Consider the following 21,242-nt stretch of genomic DNA (forward strand, 5'->3'; position numbering starts at 1 on the left):
TCTGAAGGGGCCCGCCGCAAACGGCGGGCCCTTTTCCGTTCAGCCGCCGCAGCCGGGCAGCCAGGCCTGCAGCCGGCGGGCCGCCTCGCCCATGTCAGCTTCACGTCCGGCAAAGGAAAACCGTACGAAGTGGTGCCCGCGGTCGGGGTCGAAGTCGACACCCGGCGTCGCCGCGATACCGATCTCGGCCAGCATGCGCCGGCATAACGCCTCGCTGTCGTTGGTAACCGCGGCAACGTCCGCATAGATGTAGAAGGCACCGTCGGCCGGCGCCAGCCTGTCCAGGCCGGCCTTCGGCAGCTCTTCCAGAAGCAGAGCCCTGTTGCGGGCGTAGGCGGCGACATAGCCGTCGAGCTGTTCGCCGCAGTCGAAGGCCGCCTCGCCGGCGATCTGGGACAGGCAGGGCGGCGAGATAAAGAGGTTCTGGGCGAGACACTCGACCGGGCGCAGCAGATCCTCCGGCAGCACCATCCAGCCCAGCCGCCACCCGGTCATCGAAAAGTACTTTGAGAAGCTGTTGATGACGACGGAATCCGCACTCAACGAGAGCGCCGTGACGCCGGGCTGGTCAAAGCAGATGCCGTGGTAGATCTCGTCCGAGATCAGCCGGATGCCGGCAGCCTCACAGTAGTCGACCAAGGCGCGGAGTTCGTTCGGGCCGACCATGGTGCCGGCCGGATTGGAGGGCGAGGCGACAATCAATCCATCGGGCGGCGCCGGGAGCCGATCGAGCAGCTCCGGCGTCGGCTGGAAGCGGTGTTCGGCCTCCGCCGGCAGCAGCACCGGCTCCACGCCGAGCGCCGAGAGGATGTTGCGGTAGGCGGGATAGCCGGGCGCCGCCAGGGCGACCCGGTCGCCCGGATTGAACGCGGCCAGAAAAGACAGCAGAAAGCCGGCCGAGGAGCCCGTGGTGACCATGACCCTGCGCGGGTCGACCTCGCAGCCGTACCACTCTGCGTAATGGCGGGCGATGCGCGCCCTCAGCCCGGGCAGGCCCATGGCATCGGTGTATCCGATGAGGTGGTCGTCCAGAGCGCGCCTGGCAGCGGCCAAGACGCCGTCGGGCGCCGCTGTGCCGGGCTGACCGACCTCCAGGTGCAGGACGTCGCCGCCTGCAGCCTCCCGCTCGTTGGCCGCCCGCATCACGTCCATGACGATGAACGGCGGCACCATGCCGCGTGTGGCAACCTTCAGAGCCATGGCGCTACGCCTGCCCCCGCATCACGCACCCGAAGGACAGGCCCCAGGGCTCACTGCACACGGATGGCAAGCCCGTGTCCGCGGCGGTCGGTGCCCACCACACAGGTGCGGTCGTCGGTGCGCAATCCCGCCGGGCACTTCAGGACGTTGGCGCGCCCGACCTCCGCCTCCGGTTGCAGCGTGTGTCCGCGCTGACGCAGGCCGGCGAGGACCGAGTCCTCAAGATCGGGCTCGTAGAACGTCACATCCGGGCTGGCAACGTTGACGAGCCGCGGCGCTCCCAAGGCATCTTCGACCGGGACCTCCGGCTCGATCCCTTCCAGCATCACGCGGGCCAGGGCAGCCGGTGCCGCAAGCCCACCGCTTGCCGTACCGGCAAGATAGACGTTGCCGTTGAACGGATTCGCAACCATGCCCACGGAAAGGCTGTTGGCGCCCGGTGCCGCCGGCTTGGGCAGCAGAATGCCGGTTCCCGGCACCACGCGGCCGGCGCCGAACAGACCGTTCATCGAGAAGCTGCAGACAACCGCGTTGCTCCAGCGGTCGGCGACCACGAAGCCCGCACTGAAGGGATTCGACACGGTCTGTGGCGCCGTCCCCTCCACCGCCAACCTGTTGTGCTGCTGCCCGCTGTAGCCAGTCAGCAGCCGGGCCAGATGCGCTTCGGACACCAGGCTTTCGGAGGCCTGGGATCCGCCCTCGGATCCGACCTGAGGTCCGCCCGCGCCAAGCCAGGTTCCGCGCAGGGCGAAACTGCGCTGACTGGCCTCGGCCAGCAGGTGGGCCTTTTCCACCGCACTGCGGCCCGAATAGCGCTGCACCTCGGTCAGCATGCCCCACATCTGTGCCGTCGTCAGGCCGCCGTCGTTGGTCGGGAAGTAGGCCACGTTGTCGCCGAAGGGCACCGTCAGCGGCTCTGAGACCGCCGGCAGCATCTGGCGCAGGTCTTCGGTCGTGATGGACACGCCGCTGGCCTGTGCCGCTTCGACGAAGCGCGCGGCATAGGAACCGCCGTAGAGGTAGCCGGCGCCTTGGCGCCGCAGGCCCGAGATCGCACCCGAAAGCTCGGAGAACACCAGGACATCGCCCTCGCCCGCCAAGATCCCGCTGCGATTGGACAGCAGCTGACGCAACGCAGGGTCTGCCGAGACGAAGGCCGCAGCGGCCTGGATATCCCGCGCAAAGGACCGGCTGACGGAATTGCCGATCCGCGACAGACGTTCGGCATCGTTCAACAGCAGGCCCCAGCGGGCCAGCCCATGGCGGGCGTGCATCACCGCCATCGCTCGCGGTCCAGCCATCTGCAGGCCGGCGGGATCCGCCGCATCGGCCAGAAACTCGAAGACCTCGGTCTCCACCGTCCCGTCGTCGCGGATGAACCCGGCATTGTGGACAAGACAGACGCCGCTGCCGGCCAGCCCGACCCGCGACGGCAGGGTCGCGGTCATGGTAAAGTACATGGCAACGGCCGCATCGGCGGCAGACCCGCCGTTGCCCAGGATGTCGCGGCCGATCGTAACAGCCCGCGGCTCGTCGCCGGACACCATGCCGGCAAAGCCCTCGACAGGGGCGATGACGCCCGGTTCCCTGGGCGCCTCGCAGGCGCCAAGCATCGCCAGCGCAAGGCCGGCAAAGCCCAACCGCTTCAGGGCCGCCGGGGACGGCCTGCGTTGAAATGCTCGTAAGAGGTGTTTAGGTATAGTTCCGAAAGGCAAGAATAGACCCGTGCGCAAAACGCCAGTCCCTTTGCTGCTTGTTATCGTTCTCCTGTTCGGCACTCTGTTGCCGCAGGCAACGCAGGCCAGTGACCGCCTCCGGCTGATTCGCGACGCGGAAATCGAAGGTATCATCCGGGCCTATGCGACGCCACTGTTCCAGGCTGCAGGCCTCAGCCCACAGGGGATTAGGCTTTACCTCGTCCAGGACCGCACGCTCAACGCTTTTGTGGCGGGTGGGCTGAATATGTTCATCAACACCGGGTTGTTGATGCAGGCGGAACACCCCGGGCAGGTCATCGGCGTGATTGCCCATGAAACCGGCCACATTTCCGGCGGTCACCTGGCAACACGCGGCACTGCCCTGGCGCAGACCCGCGGCGCCCTGATCGCCACCTACCTGCTGGGTCTCGGCGCCGCCCTGGCCACAGGCGAAAGCGGGGTCGGCGCCGCGGTCCTCTCAGGCGGTCAGGACATCGCCCTTCGGGGCCTCCTGCAGTACACCCGCACCCAGGAAAGTTCGGCCGACCAGGCGGCGGTGACGCTGCTGCAGGCGACCGGTCAGTCGCCGCGGGGCCTGATGGAATTCATGGAGACCCTCAGAGGCCAGGAAGTCCTGCTGACCGACAACCAGGATCCCTACCTCCGCACCCACCCCCTCACCCAGGAACGCATCATCTTCCTGGAGAACGCGGTCCGCCAGTCTCCTTATGCCGACAAGCCGCCGGATCCGGAGCTGGTCGTCATGCACAACCGGATGCGTGCCAAGCTGGTCGGTTTCCTGCAGCCGCTGGGCCAGGTTTTGCGCGCCTACCCCGAAGACGATGTCAGCCTGCCGGCGCGCTACGCCCGGGCGATTGCATACTATCGTATACCAGACATCGAAAAGGCACTCGTGGAGATCGACGGCCTTCTCGGAGAATCTCCGGAGGATCCCTACTTCCGCGAACTCAAGGGACAGATGCTGCTGGAGCACGGCCGCGTGGCCGAGGCGCTGCCCGAGTATCAGGCGGCAGCCAATGCGCTGCCGAACTCGCCGCAAATCAGGCAGGCGCTCGCCAAGGCGCAGATCCAGATGAATGACCGGGACCTCGACCGGGCCGCGCTCGACAACCTGGCAGAGACCCTGCGCCAAGAGCCGAACAACCCCTCAGCCTGGCGGCTGGCCGCGGTGGCCCATGGCCGGCTCGGCGATCAGGGGATGACCGCCCTGGCGCTCGCAGAGGGGGCATTTGCCCGCCGCAAGTACGCCGAGGCACGCGACCGCGCCGAGCACGCCCTCGGTCTGCTTGAGCAGCACTCCGCCTCCTGGCTCAGGGCCCAGGACGTCAAGAACGAGGCCGAGCGCCAGGTGAACCGCAACAATTGAACCCGCGCAAGAAGGGCCGCGACATAGCGGAAAGAACCCGCTGACCATCACGTGATTTGCCAGCGCCGTTGGCAATCCGATATCACAGGAACGCGTTGGATAGCGGCCAACCGGAAACTGCGGCCAACCGGGCAGCGCAGTCAGCCGGCCAGCACCATAAGGATTCGCCGATATGCCTTCTAAGCTATTGATAAAGAAGACTGTCCTGAGCGCCGCCCTGGCAACCTCCACGGCTTTGGCCGTGGCCGCGGGGACCGCCCTTCCAGCCAATGCCGAGGAGCCCGCACCGCTTGAGCCCGCGCAGGCAGAGGCCTTTCGCGAACTGGTCCGCGACTACCTGATCGAGAATCCCGACGTGATCGTCGAAGCTCTGCAGATCTACGAGCAGCGCCAGCAGGCCGCAGAGGCGGAGCGCCAACAGGCTGCCCTGGTCGCCCAGCGCGGCGCCCTGAACGAAGACCCCAGCTCGCCGGTGCTCGGCAACCCTGAAGGCGACGTCACAGTCGTCGAGTTCTTCGACTACCGCTGCCCCTACTGCAAGAGCATCGCAACGGCCATGCGCGATCTGGTGGATGAGGATCCTAACGTCCGCCTGGTCATGAAGGAGTTTCCCATCCTCAGCCAGGAATCGGTGGACGCGGCACGCGCCGCGCTGGCGGCCGGGCGGCAGGGCCTGTACGAGGAGTTCCACTTTGCGCTGATGGAGCGCGGTGGATCGATGAGCGAGCCCGAGGTGATGGCTGTGGCCGAATCGGTCGGACTGGACCTGGAGCGGCTGCGCGCGGACATGCAGGCACCGGAGATCGAAGAGGCCCTGCGCCGGAACTACGCCGTGGGCGATGCCGTCGGCATCACCGGCACGCCGGCTATGGTGATCGGCAACACCGTGGTGCCGGGGATGGTCGGCATCGACCGCCTGCGCGAACTGGTCGCCCAGGCCCGCGCCGAGGCCAGCTAGCCAGCGCCCGAATTCGGCCTTCGGCTCACTGCCGGAGCCCCAAACCGCCCGCGAAGAGGCGATTGCGCGGCCAGCCTTGGCTATGTTAACGCTTCTCAGACATCATCTTTGGGGAAGCATAGGTGGCCAAGGCGCCAAAAGTCCTCGTCCTGAACGGCCCGAACCTGAACATGCTTGGTACGCGCGAACCCGATGTCTACGGGCGGGAAGGCCTGGCGGACATCGAAAAGGCGTGCCTTTCGCACGGCAAAGCGCTGGGCCTTTCGGTCGACTGCCGGCAGTCCAACAGCGAAGGGCAGCTGATCGATTGGATTCAGGGCGCGCGCGAAAGCCATGACGCCCTGGTCTTCAATCCGGCCGGCTATTCGCACAGTTCCATCGCAATCATGGACGCCCTGCTGGCTGCGGCGCTGCCGCTGGTCGAAGTCCATCTCTCCAACATCCACCGCCGTGAGGCCTTCCGCCACCATTCCTATGTTTCGCGCGTCGCAGATGGCGTAATCTGCGGGTTCGGATCCAGGGGATACCTGATGGCGCTCGACGCCCTGGCGCAGCGCCTCAACACACAGCAAGAGACGTAATGGCGAAATTCGAAGTGAATGAGGAGCTGGTCCGCAAGCTCGCGGACCTTCTTCAGGAAACCGGTCTCAACGAGATCGAATACGAGGTCAACAATCACCGCATCCGTGTCGCCAAAGGCGCCGGTGCGGTGAGCTACGCCGCCCCTGCCGCCGCCCCCCTGCCCAGCCCCTGCGCGCCGGCACCGATCGCCAATGCCGGCGGCGGCGACGCCATTCCGGCCGGGGCGGTGACCGCCCCGATGGTGGGAACGGTCTACGTCGCCTCGTCGCCGGGCACGCCGCCTTTCGTCAAGGTCGGTGACAGCGTAAGCGAGGGCCAGACCCTGCTGATCATCGAAGCCATGAAGGTCATGAACCCGCTGGCCGCCCCCCGCGCAGGCACGGTCACCCAGATCCTGATCAGCGACGGCCAGCCAGTGGAGTATGGCGAACCGCTGCTGGTCATCGAATAGGCCGCCGCCCGATCATGTTCGATAAGATCCTGATCGCCAATCGCGGCGAGATCGCGTTGCGGGTTCACCGGGCCTGCCGGGAGATGGGCATCCAGACGGTCGCCGTACACTCGACAGCCGACGCCGACGCCATGCATGTGCGCTTGGCCGACGAAAGCGTCTGCATCGGACCGGCGCCCATCAAGGACAGCTACCTCAACATCCCCGCCATTCTCTCCGCCGCCAACATCACCGGGGCCGAAGCAATCCACCCCGGCGTCGGCTTCCTGTCCGAGAACGCCGACTTCGCCGCCATGGTGGAAGAGCACGACCTCGTGTTCATAGGCCCGACGCCCGACCACATCAGCCTTATGGGCGACAAGGTGGCGGCGAAGAAGGCGGCCGAAGATCTGGGCATACCTGTCGTGCCCGGCTCTGATGGCGCCGTCGATACGGTCGAGGAAGCCCGCACCATTGCCGATCGGATCGGCTATCCGGTTCTGATCAAAGCAACCGCCGGCGGCGGCGGACGCGGCATGAAGGTGGCCCAGAACGCCGGCGAACTGGAAGAGGCCTACGGCCTGGCGCGCAACGAAGCCAAGAACGCCTTCGGCAACGATATTGTCTACATGGAGAAGTACCTGGGCAAGCCGCGCCATATCGAAGTGCAGTTGCTGGCCGACGGACAGGGCGGCTCAATTCACATGGGTGAGCGCGATTGCTCGCTGCAGCGGCGGCACCAGAAGGTTTTGGAAGAGGCCTTGTCCCCGGCGCTGAATGCCGAGGAGCGCTCTGCCATCGGCAACAGGGTCTCGGAAGCGATACGCAACCTCGGCTACCGCGGCGCCGGTACTATCGAGTTCCTTTATGAGAACGGTGAGTTCTACTTTATCGAAATGAACACCCGGATTCAGGTTGAGCATCCGATTTCGGAGGCGATCACCGGCGTCGACCTGGTGCGCGAGCAGATCCGCGTTGCCGCTGGTCTGCCTCTCGATATCAAGCAGAGCGACATCAAGTTTTCCGGGCACGCCATCGAGTGCCGCATCAACGCCGAAAACCCAGACACCTTCATGCCCTCACCCGGCCGAGTCACCGATTATCACGCCCCCGGCGGCCTGGGGGTCAGGGTCGACTCCGGCCTCTACGCTGGCTACCGCATCCCGTCTTCTTATGACAGCCTGATCGCCAAGCTGATCGTCCACGGCCAGACCCGCAACGAGTGCCTGATGCGCCTGCGCCGCGCCCTGGAGGAGTTCGTGATCGAGGGCGTGGATACCTCCATCCCCCTGCATCAACGCCTGATCGGGGCGCAGGATTTCATCAACGGGGACTATGACATCCACTGGCTGGAGAAGTTCGTCGCCGGCACCGCCTGAGCGCCCGGCCTTCTCCAAGCAAAGGCCCGTTGAAAACTGCCGCTGAAATGTCATGGAAATTGAACGCGGGGGCGCCCCGGGCTGATTGATTGCGGCCCGGCGGAGTCGCTATCATCAAGCGTCATGCAGCTGACGCCGGACCTTCTGCTTCGTGCCTATGCCATCGGGATCTTCCCCATGGCGGAGAGCCGTCTGGACCCGGAACTCCACTGGATCGACCCCGACATGCGCGGCATCCTGCCGCTCGACCGGCTGCATGTTCCCCGCAAGCTGCGCGCCAAGCTGCGCCGGGGGATCTTTCAGGTCCGCTGCAACACAGCCTTTCACGACGTCATTCAGGGCTGTGCCGCGCCAGCGGAAAACCGCCCGGATACCTGGATCAACCCGGTCATCGAAAGGCTCTACAGCGAACTGCATGAGATGGGCTTCGCCCACTCCGTGGAGTGCTGGGACGGTGACAGTCTGGTGGGCGGCCTCTACGGCGTGTCCCTGGGCGGCGCTTTCTTCGGGGAAAGCATGTTCAGCCGCGCCACCGATGCCAGCAAGGTGGCCCTCGTCCACCTGGTTCTGCGCTTAAGACGCAGCCGCTTTCAGCTGCTCGACACCCAGTTCAACACACCCCACCTCAGCCGCTTCGGCGTCGTAGAGATCCCGCGCGACGACTACCGCAAGCTGCTGACCCAGGCCGTCTCTACCAAGGCAGAATTCTATTCCGGCTTGATCTCACCCTCGGAGCTGGACTCTTTCTTACAGTCGACGACCCAGACATCGTAGACCGGGTGCTCCAGGGCGGAAACGGCGGGGCTGGAGGCGAACATCCAGCCCGTGAAGAGCGCCACCTCGGGCGAGTCCGGGCGCACGTCGACGATCTCGAGAAAGGCCGCGCTTTCCGGCGGCTCTTCGGGTGGCTTCTTGTCACAGGCCCGCGCAACGATCTGCAGCGACCCGAAGCGCACCGTCTCCCCCAGCGGCGCTTCGAAGGTGGAAATCCGCGCCGTGATCTTGTCGAGACCCTGCAGCACCGCCGAGGCGGCGACGGCCGGGCCCGGAAAGACCGGAAGCATGACGGCAGGAAGCAGGATCAGCGGAAGGGCCTTCAGACGTGCACGCAAGACAGACACTCTCAGGATTTGCGGTCGCGGTAGGGGTTCTCCAGGGAGCCGACCAGATCGGCGAGGACTTCGCGCAGCTGTCCTTCGTCGCAGCCCATCAGAATGCCGTCCTCCAGCGCGTCCTGCGCCATCTCGCGGATCTCCTCCAGGTTCTCGTTCAGAACCTTGATCTTTTCCCGGCACGACAGCGGGGCGCCGTCCGGCTGCAGCCAGACGGGAATCTCGAACTTCTTTGCCTCCGGTGCCGACACGCCCAACACCTCACCAGATTAATCCTGCCAAAGACTTAAGGGCTCCACGCCAGCCGCGCAAGCCGGGGGATTTCATCCCGCCAGCCGGGCCACGAAGCGCAGCCGGACATAGTCCGCCGACCACTGGCCCTCAGAATCGCAGAGGCTGGGGCGCAGCCGCTCGGCCACCTCTGCGATCAGCGCCGGCCCGTCGTCCGCAGGAACCTGCTTCAGGAAAGCCTCGGCGAAGGTCTCCAGCCAGCCGCCGATCTCTCCGGGCAGCGGGGTCGGCCGCGGAATCAGGGCGATGGACCCGACCGCGAAACCGGCCGCTTCCAGCTTGGCCTGATAGGCCTCCGGCGCGGGGAAGTACCAGGGACAGGCTTTCACGGGATCGGCACCGCGCGCCTGCAGGGATGCGAAGAGCGCCCGGGTGATCGTCTCGACGTTGCCCTGGCCACCCATCTCGGCGACAAAGCGGCCGCCAGGCTTCAGAGCCGCCGCGACACCGCGCAGAACGGCATCGGGGTCGAGCATCCAGTGCAGCGCGGCATTGGAAAGCACCGCATCGAATTCGGCCTCGAAGGTCAGAGCCTCGCCGTTCATCACCCGGGCATCGAGACCGCGCGCCTTGGCTGCCGCTACCTGTTCGGGCGAGCTGTCGACACCCACCACCTCCGCGCCGGCCGCAGCGATCTTCGCCGTGAGCGCCCCTTCGCCGCAGCCGAGATCGAGCACCCGCTCACCCCTGGCAGGCTGCAGCAGGTCGAGCAGCGGCGCGCCCAGCTCGGCAACGAAGCCGGCGTTCTTGTTGTAGCGAAGGGGATCCCAATGCTGAGACGCTTGCTGGACCGCTTGCGGGGACACTTCCTGGGCTGCATTCGCGGCTGGATCGCCGCGTTGGCCGGATGTCGGTTTGTCTTCCGGCATCTCGGGCCAAGCCGGCCTTACTGGCCGCCCCCGGAGGACGTGGCCGTCTCGGCAGCGCTGAAGATGAAGCGGCCCAGCAGGTCGACCACGTTGATCGTGCCCTGGGCAAACTGGATCTGCTGGCCGTCGGTCAGGTAGTCCTCGGCGCCTCCGGGCTCCAAGGCCACGTAGTTGCCGCCCAAAAGCCCCTCCGGAATGATCCGGGCCGAGGTGTCGCTCGGCAGCTTGATGGACTCGTCAATGCTGAGGCTGACCTCGGCAAAGTAGGTGTCCGGGTTGAGACGCTGGCTCACCACGCTGCCGACCTTCACGCCGGCCATGCGGACGTCGGTCCCGGAGGTCAGACCGGAGGCATCGTCGAACTCGACCATCAGGGTATAGCCGCCACCTGCACCCCCTTCGATCGAAGTGGTGCGAAAGGCGAAGACGATGAACACCACGGCCACCACCAGAACGACAGCGCCCATCACGGTTTCGATCATATTCCTTCGCATGCTGGTCGTCCTCTATATGCTGGCTCTGTGTGCTGGCTTTTCAATGCTGGTCCGACAACCTGACCCGCCACTGCCGCTACGGCAATGCACGCTTCTTGGGTGGCTGCGACGCGCATCCGCAAACGAGGTGGGCGGACGTCAGTTCGGCGTCCAGGGTTCGTAGTCGCCCGTCGCCTTGTCGCGGCGCCCGCCGCGCAGCGTATGGCCGGGCGGCCGGTACGCCTGCGTCGTGCCGGTCATGTTCGGCTGATGGTCCTTCTGCCAGGCGTGGCGCTTCGGCCCGCCCTCGGGCGGCACTTCGTCGCTCGTATGGTGCAACCAGGCGTGCCACTCGGCGGGCACCCGGCTCGCCTCGACCTCGCCGTCGTAGATCACCCAGCGCTGCTCGCGGCGCAGGGAGTCCTTGTGGGTGCGCCCGCCGCCCTTGGCGCGGTAGTAGCGGTTGCCCTGCGCGTCGCGGCCCACCAGTTCACCGCGCAGCCAGGTGTAAATCCATGTTCCGATGGTTGTGCCCATAGTCGAGGCGCGATCCCTAGCAACATCATCACGATCCGGCCGCCTACCGGCGGGAATCCCGCTGCAGGCGGCCAGACTATGGCACCGAGACCGGGAACAGTCCAGCCCGGGAAGCGCCCCCAGGAGAACCCGGTAAAGCGCGGTTTCTTTGGCTTCTCGGGCGACGCGGGGCCCGATTTGGCTGGTCCCTGGCCCTCCAATCACCTAGAGATGGATCTGCTGTCGTCGCCCACCACCGCCGCAGTTCGCCCAGCGGTTGCCATGAACGGACCGAGGCCATAGGGAACGCCAGCTTTGACAACTCCGCCAAACCGGATTCCCCGCGAACCCGCCCGGCTGCGTGTCGAGGCTGTGACCGCTGCAACCTGGCCGGACATGGAAGCTCTTTTTGAGGGGCGCGGTGGGCCGCACTACTGCTGGTGCATGGTCTGGCGCAGGATGCCGTCCAAGCACCGCCGCGACAAAGGGTGTAAGAAGGCCGCGCTGAAGCAGCGCGTCGAAGACGGCACACCTGTGGGACTGCTGGGCTATCTCGACGAGCGGCCGGTTGCCTGGTGTTCGGTGGGGCCGCGCCCCTCCTTTCGCCGCCTGGCCGAGATTGAGCCGGACCAACTGCGGAAACAACCGGGCAACGTCTGGAGCATCGTCTGCTTTTATGTCCAGCGGGCTTACCGCGGCCAAGGGCTGGCGGCGCAGCTTATCGAGCAAGCGGTGGCCTATGCGCAGGCGCAGGGCGCCGAGATGGTCGAGGCCTACCCGGTGGAGCCCGAAGCGCCAAGTTACCGCTTCATGGGCTTCATACCGCAGTTCGCCCGCGCCGGTTTCACCATGGCCGGCAAGGCCGGTGGCCGCCGCCACATCATGCAGCGGCGCTTGCGGTGAGGCTTTGGTCGAGCGGGCCCGCCGCCGGACCCTCCGGTCACTCCGCGGCGGCGGGGACCGGCGAAGTCTCCCTGCCCAACGATCCGGGCTCCCCGCCCTGCTGCTGCGCAAAACCCCCGCCCGGCCGCATGACCAGGGCGAACATCGGCGGCGTGAAATAGAACGACACCAGCGTCGACAGCAGCACACCACCCGCGATCGCCATGGCAAAGGGTGGCCAAAAGCCGCCGCCGGCCAGGATCAGCGGGATGAAACCGCCGACCGTGGTGATGGTGGTGGAAAGGATGTGGCGCGCCTGGCGGCTGACGACCCGGCGCATGGCGGTGAGATCGCCGCGGACCGCCCCCGGATCGCGCTGCAGAGCGGTCAGGACGATGATGGCGGCGTTCACGGAAACGCCGATGGAGCCGATGGTTCCGATCAGCGCCTGAATGCCGAAGGGGTACTGGAACACGGCCAGGGCCAGCAGGCTGAGCCCCATCGACAGACCGGCAACGGCCGTGGTCACCAGAGACAGCCGGTAGGATCCGAAGGTGAGGAAGATCGCCACCACCGTCAGCGTGACCACCAAGCCTGCGGCGGCGGCAAGGTTCCGGGTGGTTTCGGCCCTGGCATCCGCGTCGCCGCCGACCTCCAGCCGATAGCCTGGGGCAAGGCCCAGGGGGTTCTCGGTCAACAAGGTCTGCGCCTGCTTCAGCACCTCTTCCGGCAGCACGCCGCGGGCGATGAAGCCCTGGACCGTGTTCACCCGCTCACCGTTGCGCCGGGTGATCGGACTGTCGGACGGCAGCAGCACGAGGGCGCCAAGGGCGGTCAGAGGAATGCCGGGGTAGCCGCCGCTGGCGGCGGTCTCCGCGGCGCCCGGCGGGACAATCACCAGGCTGCGCAGCGCCTCCACGCTGCCCCGCGCCCCGTCTGACAGGCGCACGCGCAGCGGCAGTTCTTCGGTCGCTTCGACCAGCGAGCCGCCCAGGGCACCACTGAGACCGGCCTCGAGCTGGCGGGCGACCTCTGCCAGCGAAAGGCCGGCCAGCCGCACCTTGTGCTCGTCGAGCCGGAACACCAGCTTCGGCTCGGCGCCATTGAGGTCGGCCCGGGTGTGGGTGATCTCGGGGATCCGCGCCAGCAGCCCGCGCAGCACCTGGCCGTCTTCGCGCAGGGTTTCCAGATTGGGGCCCACCAGACGCAGTTCGACCGGCGCGTTCACCGGCGGCCCCTGCACCAGTCCGCGGACCAGGACCTGGGCCTGCGGAAACTCCCGGTCGAGAGCGGCCTGGAGCGCGGGAATGAGCCGCTCGGTGGCTTCCGGCGAGACGCTGGTGACGAGAGCCTCGGCAAAGCCGGACACGCCATCGCGGTCGGTCACCATGTTGTAGTAGAAGGCCGGCGCCGACTCGCCGATGACCCAGTGCAGGCTGCGGATCTCCGCTTCTTCCCGCAGCCGCGCGTCCATGCGCAGCGCCAGGGCCTCCGTCTCGGCAATGGCCGCGCCGCCCGGCAGGCTCACCTGAACGTAGAACTGGTCGCGGTCGACGCCCGGGAAGAACTGCGCCGTCAGGGTCGGGAAGGCGGCGAAGCCCATCAGCGGCAGCACCAGGGCGCCCAGGATCGCCAAGCCCTTGTGCCGCAGCGCCAGGTCCAGCGAGCGGTCGAAGAGACGGCCCAGCCGCGGCAAGGTGATGCCGCGCTGCAGGAGACCGCCCCGCGATGCCGACTGCGTGCCCGCCGCCAGAAGGCGTCCGGCCAGTGCCGGCGTCACAGTCAAGGCCAGCAGCAGGGAGACCGACAGCATGATGATGACCGACAGCGCGATGGAGCCGACGAAATCGCCCGCAGGGCCCGGCAGCAGCGCCATGGGCACAAAGGCCAGGACGGTGGTCACCGTCGAGGCCAGCAGCGGAACCGCCAGCCGGTCGACGGACTCCGCCACCGCCCGCAACGCCGGCAGCCCGGCTGCGATGCGGCGCTTGATCTGATCGGACATGACGATGGCGGCATCCACCAGCAATCCGAGCGCGACGATGAGCCCGGTCACCGACATCTGTTGGATCGGCAGGCCGAGCCATTGCATCACGGTCACCGACATCAAGGTCGCGAGCGGGATCACCGCTGCGACAACGCTGGCCGCCCGCCAGCCAAGCGACACGAAGAGCACGAGCACCACCAGCGACACGCCGATGGCGAGATTGACCCCCAGATCGGCGAAGCGCTGCTGGGTGTAGCGGCTCTGGTCGAAGATCAGCCGGTGCTCCAGGCCGCCGGGCAGTCCAGCCTCAAAGTCCGCAATGACCGCCTTGGCGGCAGCCGTCCAGGCATCCACCTGGCGGTCGTTTTCCATCCGTGCGGCCACCAGCACTGCAGGGCGGCCATCGGCGTAGGCGATCTCGCGTGGCGGGTCGGCAAAGGCGCGCTCAATGGCAGCGACATCGCTCAGCCGCAGGGTGGTGCCAACAGCATCGCTGCGCAGCGGAATGTCACGGATGCGCTGCAGGGTTTCGATCTCGCCTTCGGTCTCGACCAGCAGGTCGTAGCGTTCGCCGCGCAACTGGCCGGAGCGCACCTTGGCGTCGGCCTGGGCCACGGCGGCGGACACGTCGTCGAAGCTGAGGCCCAGGCCCGCCAGACGCCGTGCGTCCACGGTGACCCGCACCTCCTCCTCCCTTTCGCCGAAGAGGCGCACGTGCTTGGTGTCGGAAATCTGGCGCAGCCGGTCCTGCAGGAGTTCGGCATAGCGCCGCTGGATCGCGGAGTTCGGGGCCAGGTCGCCGCGCATGACGATGGCGCTGATCGTCGTGTAGGCCGAGGTCCGGTCGGTATCCAGTTCCGGTTCCGGCACCCCGGCGGGAAAGCTGCGCGCGGCCTCGCTCAAGGCGTCGCGGATCTCCGCCCAGACCTGCTCGATGGTCTCCTCGCCGATGTACAGCGAGAGCTCCACCGAGATCACGGAGACACCGGTCCGCGAGGTGGAGCGGATTTCGTCGATCTCCGGAATCTCGCGCAGTTCCTCCTCGATCTTTTCGGTCACCAGGGACTCGACCCGTGACGGCTCGGCGCCCGGATAGGGCGTGACGACCGTGGCGAAGAGGTTGGTGATGGTCGGGTCCTCCTGGCGGCCGATGCTGGTGGCGGCGGAGGCCGCCAGAGCGAGGATGACCCCGAGGACCAGGAACAGCAGGCGGGTATTGCGGAACAGCAGGGTCTTCATCGCGGTCATCCCTCGCCGGCGGCAAGGGAAACCTGCTGCCCCGGAACCACCCGGTTGCGGCCGCTGGCAACGACGCGGTCGCCGGCCCGCAGGGTGCCGCGCACGAAGACACGGTCGCCGGCCGTGTGCAGCAGCTCGACCGCTTCCTGGCCGATGCGGAAGGTGCCGTCGTTATCCGGCTGCAGGGTCAGAACCGACCACAGGCCGCGTTCACCCTCCGTCAGTGCGGAGATCGGCAGCCAGAACCCCTCTGCTGCAACCAAACGGGACAGATGCAGCTCAACCGTGTCGCCGAAGTCCACCTCCGGCTCTCCCAGCACGTCGAAGAGGATACCGATCGTGCGGGTCGCCGTGGTGAGGTCCGGCCGGATGGCGGCGATGCGGGCCTGCAGGGCCCGGCCGTTTGCGGAGAGGCCGATCACCGCCCCCGGGCTCAGCGCGGCCGCCGCCTCCGGCGACACACCGATGCGGGCTTGCGGGCGCCCGGTCTCGAGAATATCGACGACCGGCGTGCCGGCGTCCACGACACTGCCGTTGTCAATGAACCGCGCCCCGATGCGGCCGCCAAAGGGGGCCCGCACCACCGATTTGTCGAGGTCGACATCGATGCGGCGAATGGCGGCATCGAGCGCCGCCAACTCGCCCTCCAGGGCCACCGCCCCCAGGCGCGCTTCGTCGAGGCGCTGCTCGGAGGCGTGACCCCGGTCGCGCAGTACGCGCTGGCGCCCTTCGGTGAGACGGGCCAGCTCTAGCGAGGCAATCACCTGCTGGCGCTGACCGAGCAGACGGTCGCGTTCCGCCTCGAGGATCGCCGTGTCCAAGGTGGCGACGACAGCGCCGGTATCCACCGCCTCGCCCTCCTCCACCGTAACGGCCGTCACCAGCCCCGAGCGCTCGAAGGCGATACGCGCCCGCTGTGCGGGCTCCAGGCGGCCGACAAAGCGCTCGGCAACCGCGTAGCCCTGCTCGGCTTCCAGAACCAGACTCGCCACCGGAATGGGTGCGAAGCTGTGGGCGCCTTCGGCTTTCGACTGTGCCGCGCGCAGATGCAGAAGGGCCGCGCCGCCAGCGAGGATGGCCAGAAAGCCCGCCGCGACCAGCGCAATGAAAAAGGTGCGTAGCAACCGGTTCATATCCGCTTCCCTTTTGGCCTTGGCTTCGCGAGCCCGCTTCTTTGTATTCTGCGTTTTACGTGGAATTACACGTAAACGGATCACGGAAGCGCTGTCGATTTCGGTCCATAGAAGGCAGATTTCCTGGGATCACTCCGCGAGGCGGTCGAGGGCGCGGCGCAGGTCCGGCCAGTCCACCTCCGCAAGGCGTTCGTGCGAGACCTTCTGGGCCGTCTGCCAGAGGGGCACCGCCTTCTTCAAAAGGGCCTGCCCCTGCGGGGTCAGCTTCAGACGCCGCACGCGCGCATCCTTTTCGTCCGCGACGGAGGTCACGAGGCCCCGCCTTTCCAGCGGCCGCAGGTCCTTGGTCAGCGTGGTCCGGTCCATGCCGAGCCCGGCGGCAAGGGCGCCCAGCGGTGCGGGCCGCTCCCGCTTCAAGGCAGCCAGGATCGTAAACTGCCCCGCCTTGAGCGCCACGGGCCTGAGCGCATCCTCGTAGCGCTTGGAGATCTTGCGGGCGACGCGCCGCATCGTCTGGCAGACACAGGCCGCCTCGAAGTCCGCTGCTGCGATCATGGGGATTTCCTTTCCAGATCCAGATAGGTGCAATTCCACATAATGTCAAGCTGGATAACGGCTGCGCCGATCATCGCGCCCGTTGCCTGCGGTGCGCAAAAACCTCGGAAAACCCTAGGGCTGGACGCCCTCGCGGGTCGAGGCGCGCACGACCAGATGGGTCGGGATGCGGCGGATCTCGCTGGGGCGCCGCGGTTGTTCCAGGCGCAGATCGAGAAGCGCGATGATCTGTGCCACCACGGCGTTGACGGGATAGTCGAGGGTGGTGAGTTGGAAGCTGCGGCGGGCGCTGTCCGGCAGGTTGTTGAAGCCGATGATCGCCACGTCCCCCGGCACGCCGAGCCCCAGGGCACGGCTGGCCTCGAGGGCGGCAATGGCGATGCGGTCGTTGCTGCAAAAGATGCCGTCCGGCCGCGGTGTGCGCGACAGCAAGGTGGTGGCCGCGGCGAAGGCGGCGGCATCGTCGCGCCCCGTCACGCTCTGCTGCACAATGCTGTGCCCCGCAGTGCGGGCGGCCGTCTGAAAGCCGTTGCGGCGTTCCCGGTCGGAGAAGGTGGCGCCGCCCTGGCCGAGAAAGGCCAGCTGCCGACAGCCGGTGCGCAGCAGCAGTTGGGCCGCCTGCCGCCCACCGTCGTGATTGTCGGCCAGCACACAGTCCACGCCCGGCGCCTCCAGCACCCGCCCGGCCAGAATGACCGGAAGCCCAGCGCGCACGCAGCGCTCCGAATGGGCCAGCGACATGGTGCCCGCGGAAACGACGACCGCGTCGGACTGGTAATCCAGGGCCTGCAGCATCCCCTCCTCGCCGGGGGCGCCGACAGCGGCGGGGGACAGCATCAGCCGGGTACCGCGCTCGGCCAGGGCCTCGGCCAGGCAGTCCATGAAGCGGGCATCGAAGGGATCGGTCATGCGCCCCATGACCAGGGTGACCAGGTTGGTGCGGTTGCGCACCAGGCCGCGGGCCAGCAGCGAGGGGCGGTAGCCGAGGAGGTCGGCGGCGGCCAGAACCTTCTCGCGGGTCTTCAGGGAAGCGCTGGCCCCTTCGGTGAACACCCGGGACACGGCGGAGGCGGAAACCCCGGCTTCCCGGGCAACGTCTTTGATCGTGACTCGGCGCATCGGGAGAGACTATCGGAAACACAAGGCCTGCTTGCAAACGTTTTCTCACTCCCGCAGGACAGGCGAAATGCTTCATACAAAGTTCATTTGAGAGGAAACGATAGAAAGCGTAGAGTCTCGTTTCGCAAACGTTTGCAAAAACGCAGAAGGGCCATATTTGCGCTGCGCTGCAGCGGACGTGACGCTCGCACGAGCCCGAAGGGACGCCGCAACGCCTCCGCACCACACCCGTAAGGGCCCGTAAGGGAATGCAACAGAGGGAGAATCCGCGATGAAACGACTTGCAACGGCGATGCTGGCCGGGGCCGTCCTGTTCAGCACTGCCTCAACCCAGGCCGAGACGCTCGTCATCGCCGGCCGCGACGGCAGCTACGGAGAGGCCTTGAAGCTGGCCGTCGAGATGTACGAGGCAAAAAACCCGGGGCTTGAGACCGAAAGGCTGGAACTGCCCGGCGGTGGCCTCCTGGAAAAAGTCACCATCGCCATGCGCGAGAAGGCCGGCGCCTACGATGTGATCATGCTCGACGACCCCTGGGCGGTGGAGTTCATGGCCAACGGCTGGCTGGCCGATCTCGACAAGCTCGGCGGCGGCGTCGACGAGGACTTCGTGAAGCCGGCCCGCGACGTCTCGCGGTATCCCGTCGGCAGCGGGCCCTTCTATGCAGTGCCCTTCGTCGGCAACGTCGAGCTCTTCGCCTACCGCAAGGACCTTTTCGAGAAGCATGGTCTCGAGCGTCCGCAAAGCTGGACCGACGTGCTGGAGGCCGCACGGACGATCAACAAGGCCGAGGACGGCGTCTCCGGTGCCGTGTTCCGCGGCAAGAAGGCCAACCCCATCGTCACCGGCTTCCTGCCCATCCTCTGGGCCCACGGCGCCCGCGTGGTCGGCACCGACGGCAAGGCGCATCTGGACAGCGACGCCGCGCTGGAGGCACTGGAGCTCTTCCTGGCCCTCAGGGACTACGCCCCCAAGGGCATCGAGACCTACAACTCGACGGAGGTGCGCGACGCCCTGATGCAGGGGACCACCGCCATGACCATCGAGCTCTGGCCCTCCTGGGCGCCCTCGCTCGACGATCCGGCGAAGTCCAAGGTTCCCGGCAAGATCGAGATCATGGCCGCGCCGGGCCAGGTCCAGGGGCCGGCGCCGATGCTGGGGTCCTGGCTGCTGGCGGTGCCGGCGGGCGCCAAGAACCCTGAGCGCGCCCGCGACTTCATCGACTTCCTCACCTCGCCGGAGATGCAGAAGACCCTGGCCTTGGAAGTTGGCATCCCGCCGACCCGCGCCAGCGTCTACAAGGACGCCGAGGTGATCGACCGCTACCGCTGGTACCCGGCCCAGGTCGAGGCCCTGCAGAACGCCCAGCCACGCCCGCGCATCACCCAGTGGAGCCGGGTCGAGGCCATTCTGGGCGACTACCTGCAGCTCGCCCTGATCGGCGAGATGACACCCGAAGATGCCCTGGAGGAAGCCAACGGCAAGATCGCCCGCGCGCTCACGCGTTAGGCTTCCGGCCTTACGGGGAGAGGTGGGGCACACTCCCTCTCCCCGTTCTTCTTGCGCCGGTCCTTCTTGTGCTGGCCTTCCTGCGCCCGCATTCTCGGCGTTGCGGGTCCCTCCCGCTTCGACGGTAGCCAGAAGCAGCACGCACGGGAAAGAGCCGGAAGGCGACAGAACATGCCAGGCCCCCGCTACACTTCTCTCCTGCTACTGGCGCCGGCCATCGCGCTCTTCGCGCTGCTGACCCTCTATCCGCTCGGCCGCGGACTCCTGCTGTCCTTCTTCGTCACCGACTATGGCCTCGAAGGCGCGCTCTTCGTCGGCAGCGAGAACTACCGGGAACTCCTGGGCGACCGCTTCTTCCGCCGCGCGACCTGGAACACCGTCGTCTTCACGCTGCTGGCCACCGTCAGCGAGGTCGGCCTCGGGCTGATGCTGGCCCTAATGATGAACCGCAGTTTTCCCGGCCGGCGCTTCGTCATCCCGGCCCTGGTGGCGCCCTTCGTGCTCTCGACCATGGTGGTGACCGCCATCTGGAGCGCATGGTTCCACTATGACTTCGGCTTCCTGAACAACCTTCTGCGCGCCGCTGCCCTGCCGCCGGTGGAATGGCTCTCCGACCCCGACCTGGCGATGCTCTCGCTGGTGCTGGTCGACCTCTGGCAGACCGCGCCCTTTGCCTTTCTGATCCTGCTGGCCGGCCTGCAGGCCGTGCCGCCGGAGGTCTACGAGGCGGCACGCATCGACGGCGCCTCGCCGCGCCAGATCCTGCTCACCATCACCCTGCCGCTGCTGACGCCGCACATCCTGCTGGCGGCGCTGCTGCGCTGCATAGACAGCTTCAAGATTTTCGACAAGGTCTACGCGCTGACCGGCGGCGGACCCGGCAACGCGACGGAAACCCTTTCGATGTATGTCTACCGGCTCGGCTTCCGCTTTTTCGATGTCGGGCTCGCCTCGGCCGCCGCCGTCATCATGGTGGTGATCGCCGGCCTGCTGGCGGCCATCTACGTCCTCAAGATCATCGGCGGCCAATCTCATGTCGGGTGAGGCTCATGTCGGGTGAGTCACGACGCGGCGTGGGCGCCCGCACCGTCACCGCCTACGCGGTGACCGCCATCGTCCTCTTGCCGGTGCTCTGGATGGCCGGCACCTCTGTGAAGCCGCCGATCGAGTTCGTCTCCGCCTCCGTCGACCTGATCCCCAACGCGGTCACGCTGGAGCACTACCGCGCGCTGATGGAGGACGACGTCTTCGGCAAGATCGCCAACAGCCTGATCGTCACCTTCGGGGCCACGGCTCTGGCGCTGCTGGCCGGGTTCCCGGCCGCCTACGCGCTCGCGCGCCTGAAGATGCCGCGGCGCCTGGACGTCGCCTTCCTGGTCTTCGTTCTGCTCATCAAGCTGGCCCCGCCCATCGTACTGGCGATTCCGCTCTACCAGGTGCTGCGCTCGCTGGGGCTGCTCGACACCCTGGCCGGCCTGGTGCTGGTCTATCAGGTCTATGCCCTGCCCTTTGCGATCTGGATGCTGCTGGGCTTCGTGCGCGACGTCCCCCTGAGTTACGAGGAAGCGGCGCGGATCGACGGTGCCTCGCTGATCCAGCGACTGGCCACCATCGTCGTGCCGGTCATGGCGCCGGGCCTGGCCGCGACCGCGGTCTTCGTGATGATCCTCAGCTGGAACGAGTTCGCCTACGCCCTCTTGTTCATCCAGACGCCCTCGAAGTTCACCCTGCCCACCTACATCGCCACCCTGATCACCGAGGACGAGACCTTCTGGGGGCGCCTCGCCGCCATCGGCTTCCTCGCCTCTCTGCCGATTCTGGCGATGGTCGGCCTGGTGCAGAAATGGCTGACCATGGGTTTTGCCGGCGGCCTGAAATAGACGCAGGGGCAGTCCCGAAACAGCCGCATGGACAGCCGGGGGCCGG

Annotated in this window: 21 protein-coding genes; 10 read left to right on the plus strand and 11 right to left on the minus strand. The window is 67.0% G+C overall.

The genetic code is table 11. The features are described 5' to 3' along the window. Window positions 1-39 precede the first annotated feature (39 nt). Both Q0982_RS20055 and Q0982_RS20060 read right to left on the minus strand, forming a co-directional pair. On the minus strand, window positions 40-1,200 hold the full coding sequence (locus tag Q0982_RS20055) for a pyridoxal phosphate-dependent aminotransferase (RefSeq protein WP_299398952.1): 1,161 nt from the start codon (window positions 1,198-1,200) through the stop codon (window positions 40-42). Window positions 1,201-1,250: 50 nt separating this feature from the next. Then, window positions 1,251-2,840: a gamma-glutamyltransferase gene (locus Q0982_RS20060; protein ID WP_299398954.1), complete on the minus strand. Its 1,590-nt coding sequence runs from the start codon at window positions 2,838-2,840 to the stop codon at window positions 1,251-1,253. Between the two features lie 85 nt (window positions 2,841-2,925). On the opposite strand from Q0982_RS20060, the gene Q0982_RS20065 reads away from it, so the two are divergent. The 6 genes from Q0982_RS20065 to aat all read left to right on the plus strand — a co-directional run bounded on the left by Q0982_RS20065 (window position 2,926) and on the right by aat (window position 8,407). Next, a complete protein-coding gene (locus Q0982_RS20065; protein WP_299398956.1) occupies window positions 2,926-4,284 on the plus strand; it encodes a M48 family metalloprotease in 1,359 nt (452 codons plus the stop codon). Window positions 4,285-4,456: 172 nt separating this feature from the next. Then, window positions 4,457-5,242, plus strand: a complete 786-nt coding sequence (locus tag Q0982_RS20070) for a DsbA family protein (protein ID WP_299398960.1) — start codon at window positions 4,457-4,459, stop codon at window positions 5,240-5,242. 122 nt (window positions 5,243-5,364) lie between these two features. Continuing rightward, entirely contained in the window at window positions 5,365-5,823 is a 459-nt protein-coding gene (gene aroQ / locus Q0982_RS20075; protein WP_322097075.1) for a type II 3-dehydroquinate dehydratase, read from the plus strand. Beyond that, a complete protein-coding gene (gene accB / locus Q0982_RS20080; RefSeq protein ID WP_299398962.1) occupies window positions 5,823-6,275 on the plus strand; it encodes an acetyl-CoA carboxylase biotin carboxyl carrier protein in 453 nt (150 codons plus the stop codon). Before aroQ ends, accB begins: the two co-directional genes overlap by 1 nt. A 14-nt stretch (window positions 6,276-6,289) precedes the next feature. Beyond that, window positions 6,290-7,633 (plus strand): acetyl-CoA carboxylase biotin carboxylase subunit, encoded by a 1,344-nt coding sequence (accC, locus tag Q0982_RS20085; protein WP_299398964.1) that lies wholly within the window; start codon window positions 6,290-6,292, stop codon window positions 7,631-7,633. 123 nt (window positions 7,634-7,756) lie between these two features. Continuing rightward, window positions 7,757-8,407: a leucyl/phenylalanyl-tRNA--protein transferase gene (gene aat, locus Q0982_RS20090; RefSeq protein ID WP_299398966.1), complete on the plus strand. Its 651-nt coding sequence runs from the start codon at window positions 7,757-7,759 to the stop codon at window positions 8,405-8,407. On the opposite strand, the gene Q0982_RS20095 is transcribed toward aat, so the two are convergent. From Q0982_RS20095 to Q0982_RS20115, 5 genes are all read right to left on the minus strand, one after another. Continuing rightward, window positions 8,341-8,745: a DUF2155 domain-containing protein gene (locus Q0982_RS20095; protein WP_299398968.1), complete on the minus strand. Its 405-nt coding sequence runs from the start codon at window positions 8,743-8,745 to the stop codon at window positions 8,341-8,343. The two genes, aat and Q0982_RS20095, sit on opposite strands and share 67 nt — an antisense overlap. 11 nt (window positions 8,746-8,756) lie before the next feature. Next, window positions 8,757-8,996 carry a hypothetical protein gene (locus Q0982_RS20100; protein WP_299398971.1) on the minus strand — a complete coding sequence of 80 codons (240 nt, stop codon included), beginning with the start codon at window positions 8,994-8,996 and terminating at the stop codon, window positions 8,757-8,759. Between the two features lie 72 nt (window positions 8,997-9,068). Next, window positions 9,069-9,842 (minus strand): trans-aconitate 2-methyltransferase, encoded by a 774-nt coding sequence (locus Q0982_RS20105; RefSeq protein WP_299398973.1) that lies wholly within the window; start codon window positions 9,840-9,842, stop codon window positions 9,069-9,071. Window positions 9,843-9,922: 80 nt separating this feature from the next. Then, the gene (gene mlaD / locus Q0982_RS20110) at window positions 9,923-10,399 is read right to left on the minus strand and encodes an outer membrane lipid asymmetry maintenance protein MlaD (protein WP_299398975.1); all 477 of its coding nucleotides are present in this window, start codon (window positions 10,397-10,399) and stop codon (window positions 9,923-9,925) included. A 138-nt stretch (window positions 10,400-10,537) separates the two neighbouring features. Then, the gene (locus Q0982_RS20115; RefSeq protein WP_299398978.1) at window positions 10,538-10,915 is read right to left on the minus strand and encodes an NADH:ubiquinone oxidoreductase subunit NDUFA12; all 378 of its coding nucleotides are present in this window, start codon (window positions 10,913-10,915) and stop codon (window positions 10,538-10,540) included. A 294-nt stretch (window positions 10,916-11,209) separates the two neighbouring features. Between Q0982_RS20115 and Q0982_RS20120 the strand changes: the two genes are divergently transcribed. Next, window positions 11,210-11,797 (plus strand): GNAT family N-acetyltransferase, encoded by a 588-nt coding sequence (locus Q0982_RS20120; protein ID WP_299398980.1) that lies wholly within the window; start codon window positions 11,210-11,212, stop codon window positions 11,795-11,797. Window positions 11,798-11,834: 37 nt separating this feature from the next. Here Q0982_RS20120 and Q0982_RS20125 read toward each other — a convergent pair whose 3' ends face one another. The 4 genes from Q0982_RS20125 to Q0982_RS20140 all read right to left on the minus strand — a co-directional run bounded on the left by Q0982_RS20125 (window position 11,835) and on the right by Q0982_RS20140 (window position 17,809). Continuing rightward, window positions 11,835-15,002 carry an efflux RND transporter permease subunit gene (locus Q0982_RS20125; RefSeq protein WP_299398983.1) on the minus strand — a complete coding sequence of 1,056 codons (3,168 nt, stop codon included), beginning with the start codon at window positions 15,000-15,002 and terminating at the stop codon, window positions 11,835-11,837. 5 nt (window positions 15,003-15,007) lie between these two features. Further along, the gene (locus Q0982_RS20130; RefSeq protein WP_299398986.1) at window positions 15,008-16,135 is read right to left on the minus strand and encodes an efflux RND transporter periplasmic adaptor subunit; all 1,128 of its coding nucleotides are present in this window, start codon (window positions 16,133-16,135) and stop codon (window positions 15,008-15,010) included. Between the two features lie 129 nt (window positions 16,136-16,264). Beyond that, window positions 16,265-16,690, minus strand: a complete 426-nt coding sequence (locus Q0982_RS20135) for a MarR family winged helix-turn-helix transcriptional regulator (protein ID WP_299398989.1) — start codon at window positions 16,688-16,690, stop codon at window positions 16,265-16,267. 114 nt (window positions 16,691-16,804) lie between these two features. Beyond that, window positions 16,805-17,809 (minus strand): LacI family DNA-binding transcriptional regulator, encoded by a 1,005-nt coding sequence (locus tag Q0982_RS20140; protein ID WP_299398991.1) that lies wholly within the window; start codon window positions 17,807-17,809, stop codon window positions 16,805-16,807. A gap of 271 nt (window positions 17,810-18,080) precedes the next feature. Here Q0982_RS20140 and Q0982_RS20145 point away from each other — a divergent pair, with 271 nt between their 5' ends. From Q0982_RS20145 to Q0982_RS20155, 3 genes are all read left to right on the plus strand, one after another. Continuing rightward, complete coding sequence (locus Q0982_RS20145; RefSeq protein ID WP_299398993.1) at window positions 18,081-19,316, plus strand: ABC transporter substrate-binding protein; 1,236 nt, start codon at window positions 18,081-18,083, stop codon at window positions 19,314-19,316. A gap of 171 nt (window positions 19,317-19,487) precedes the next feature. Next, on the plus strand, window positions 19,488-20,360 hold the full coding sequence (locus Q0982_RS20150) for a carbohydrate ABC transporter permease (protein ID WP_299398995.1): 873 nt from the start codon (window positions 19,488-19,490) through the stop codon (window positions 20,358-20,360). A gap of 29 nt (window positions 20,361-20,389) precedes the next feature. After that, a complete protein-coding gene (locus Q0982_RS20155) occupies window positions 20,390-21,196 on the plus strand; it encodes a carbohydrate ABC transporter permease (protein ID WP_299398997.1) in 807 nt (268 codons plus the stop codon). The last annotated feature ends 46 nt before the right edge of the window (window positions 21,197-21,242 follow it).

The sequence above is a fragment of the Pelagibius sp. genome (assembly GCF_028281305.1).
GTDB lineage: Bacteria > Pseudomonadota > Alphaproteobacteria > Kiloniellales > Kiloniellaceae > Pelagibius.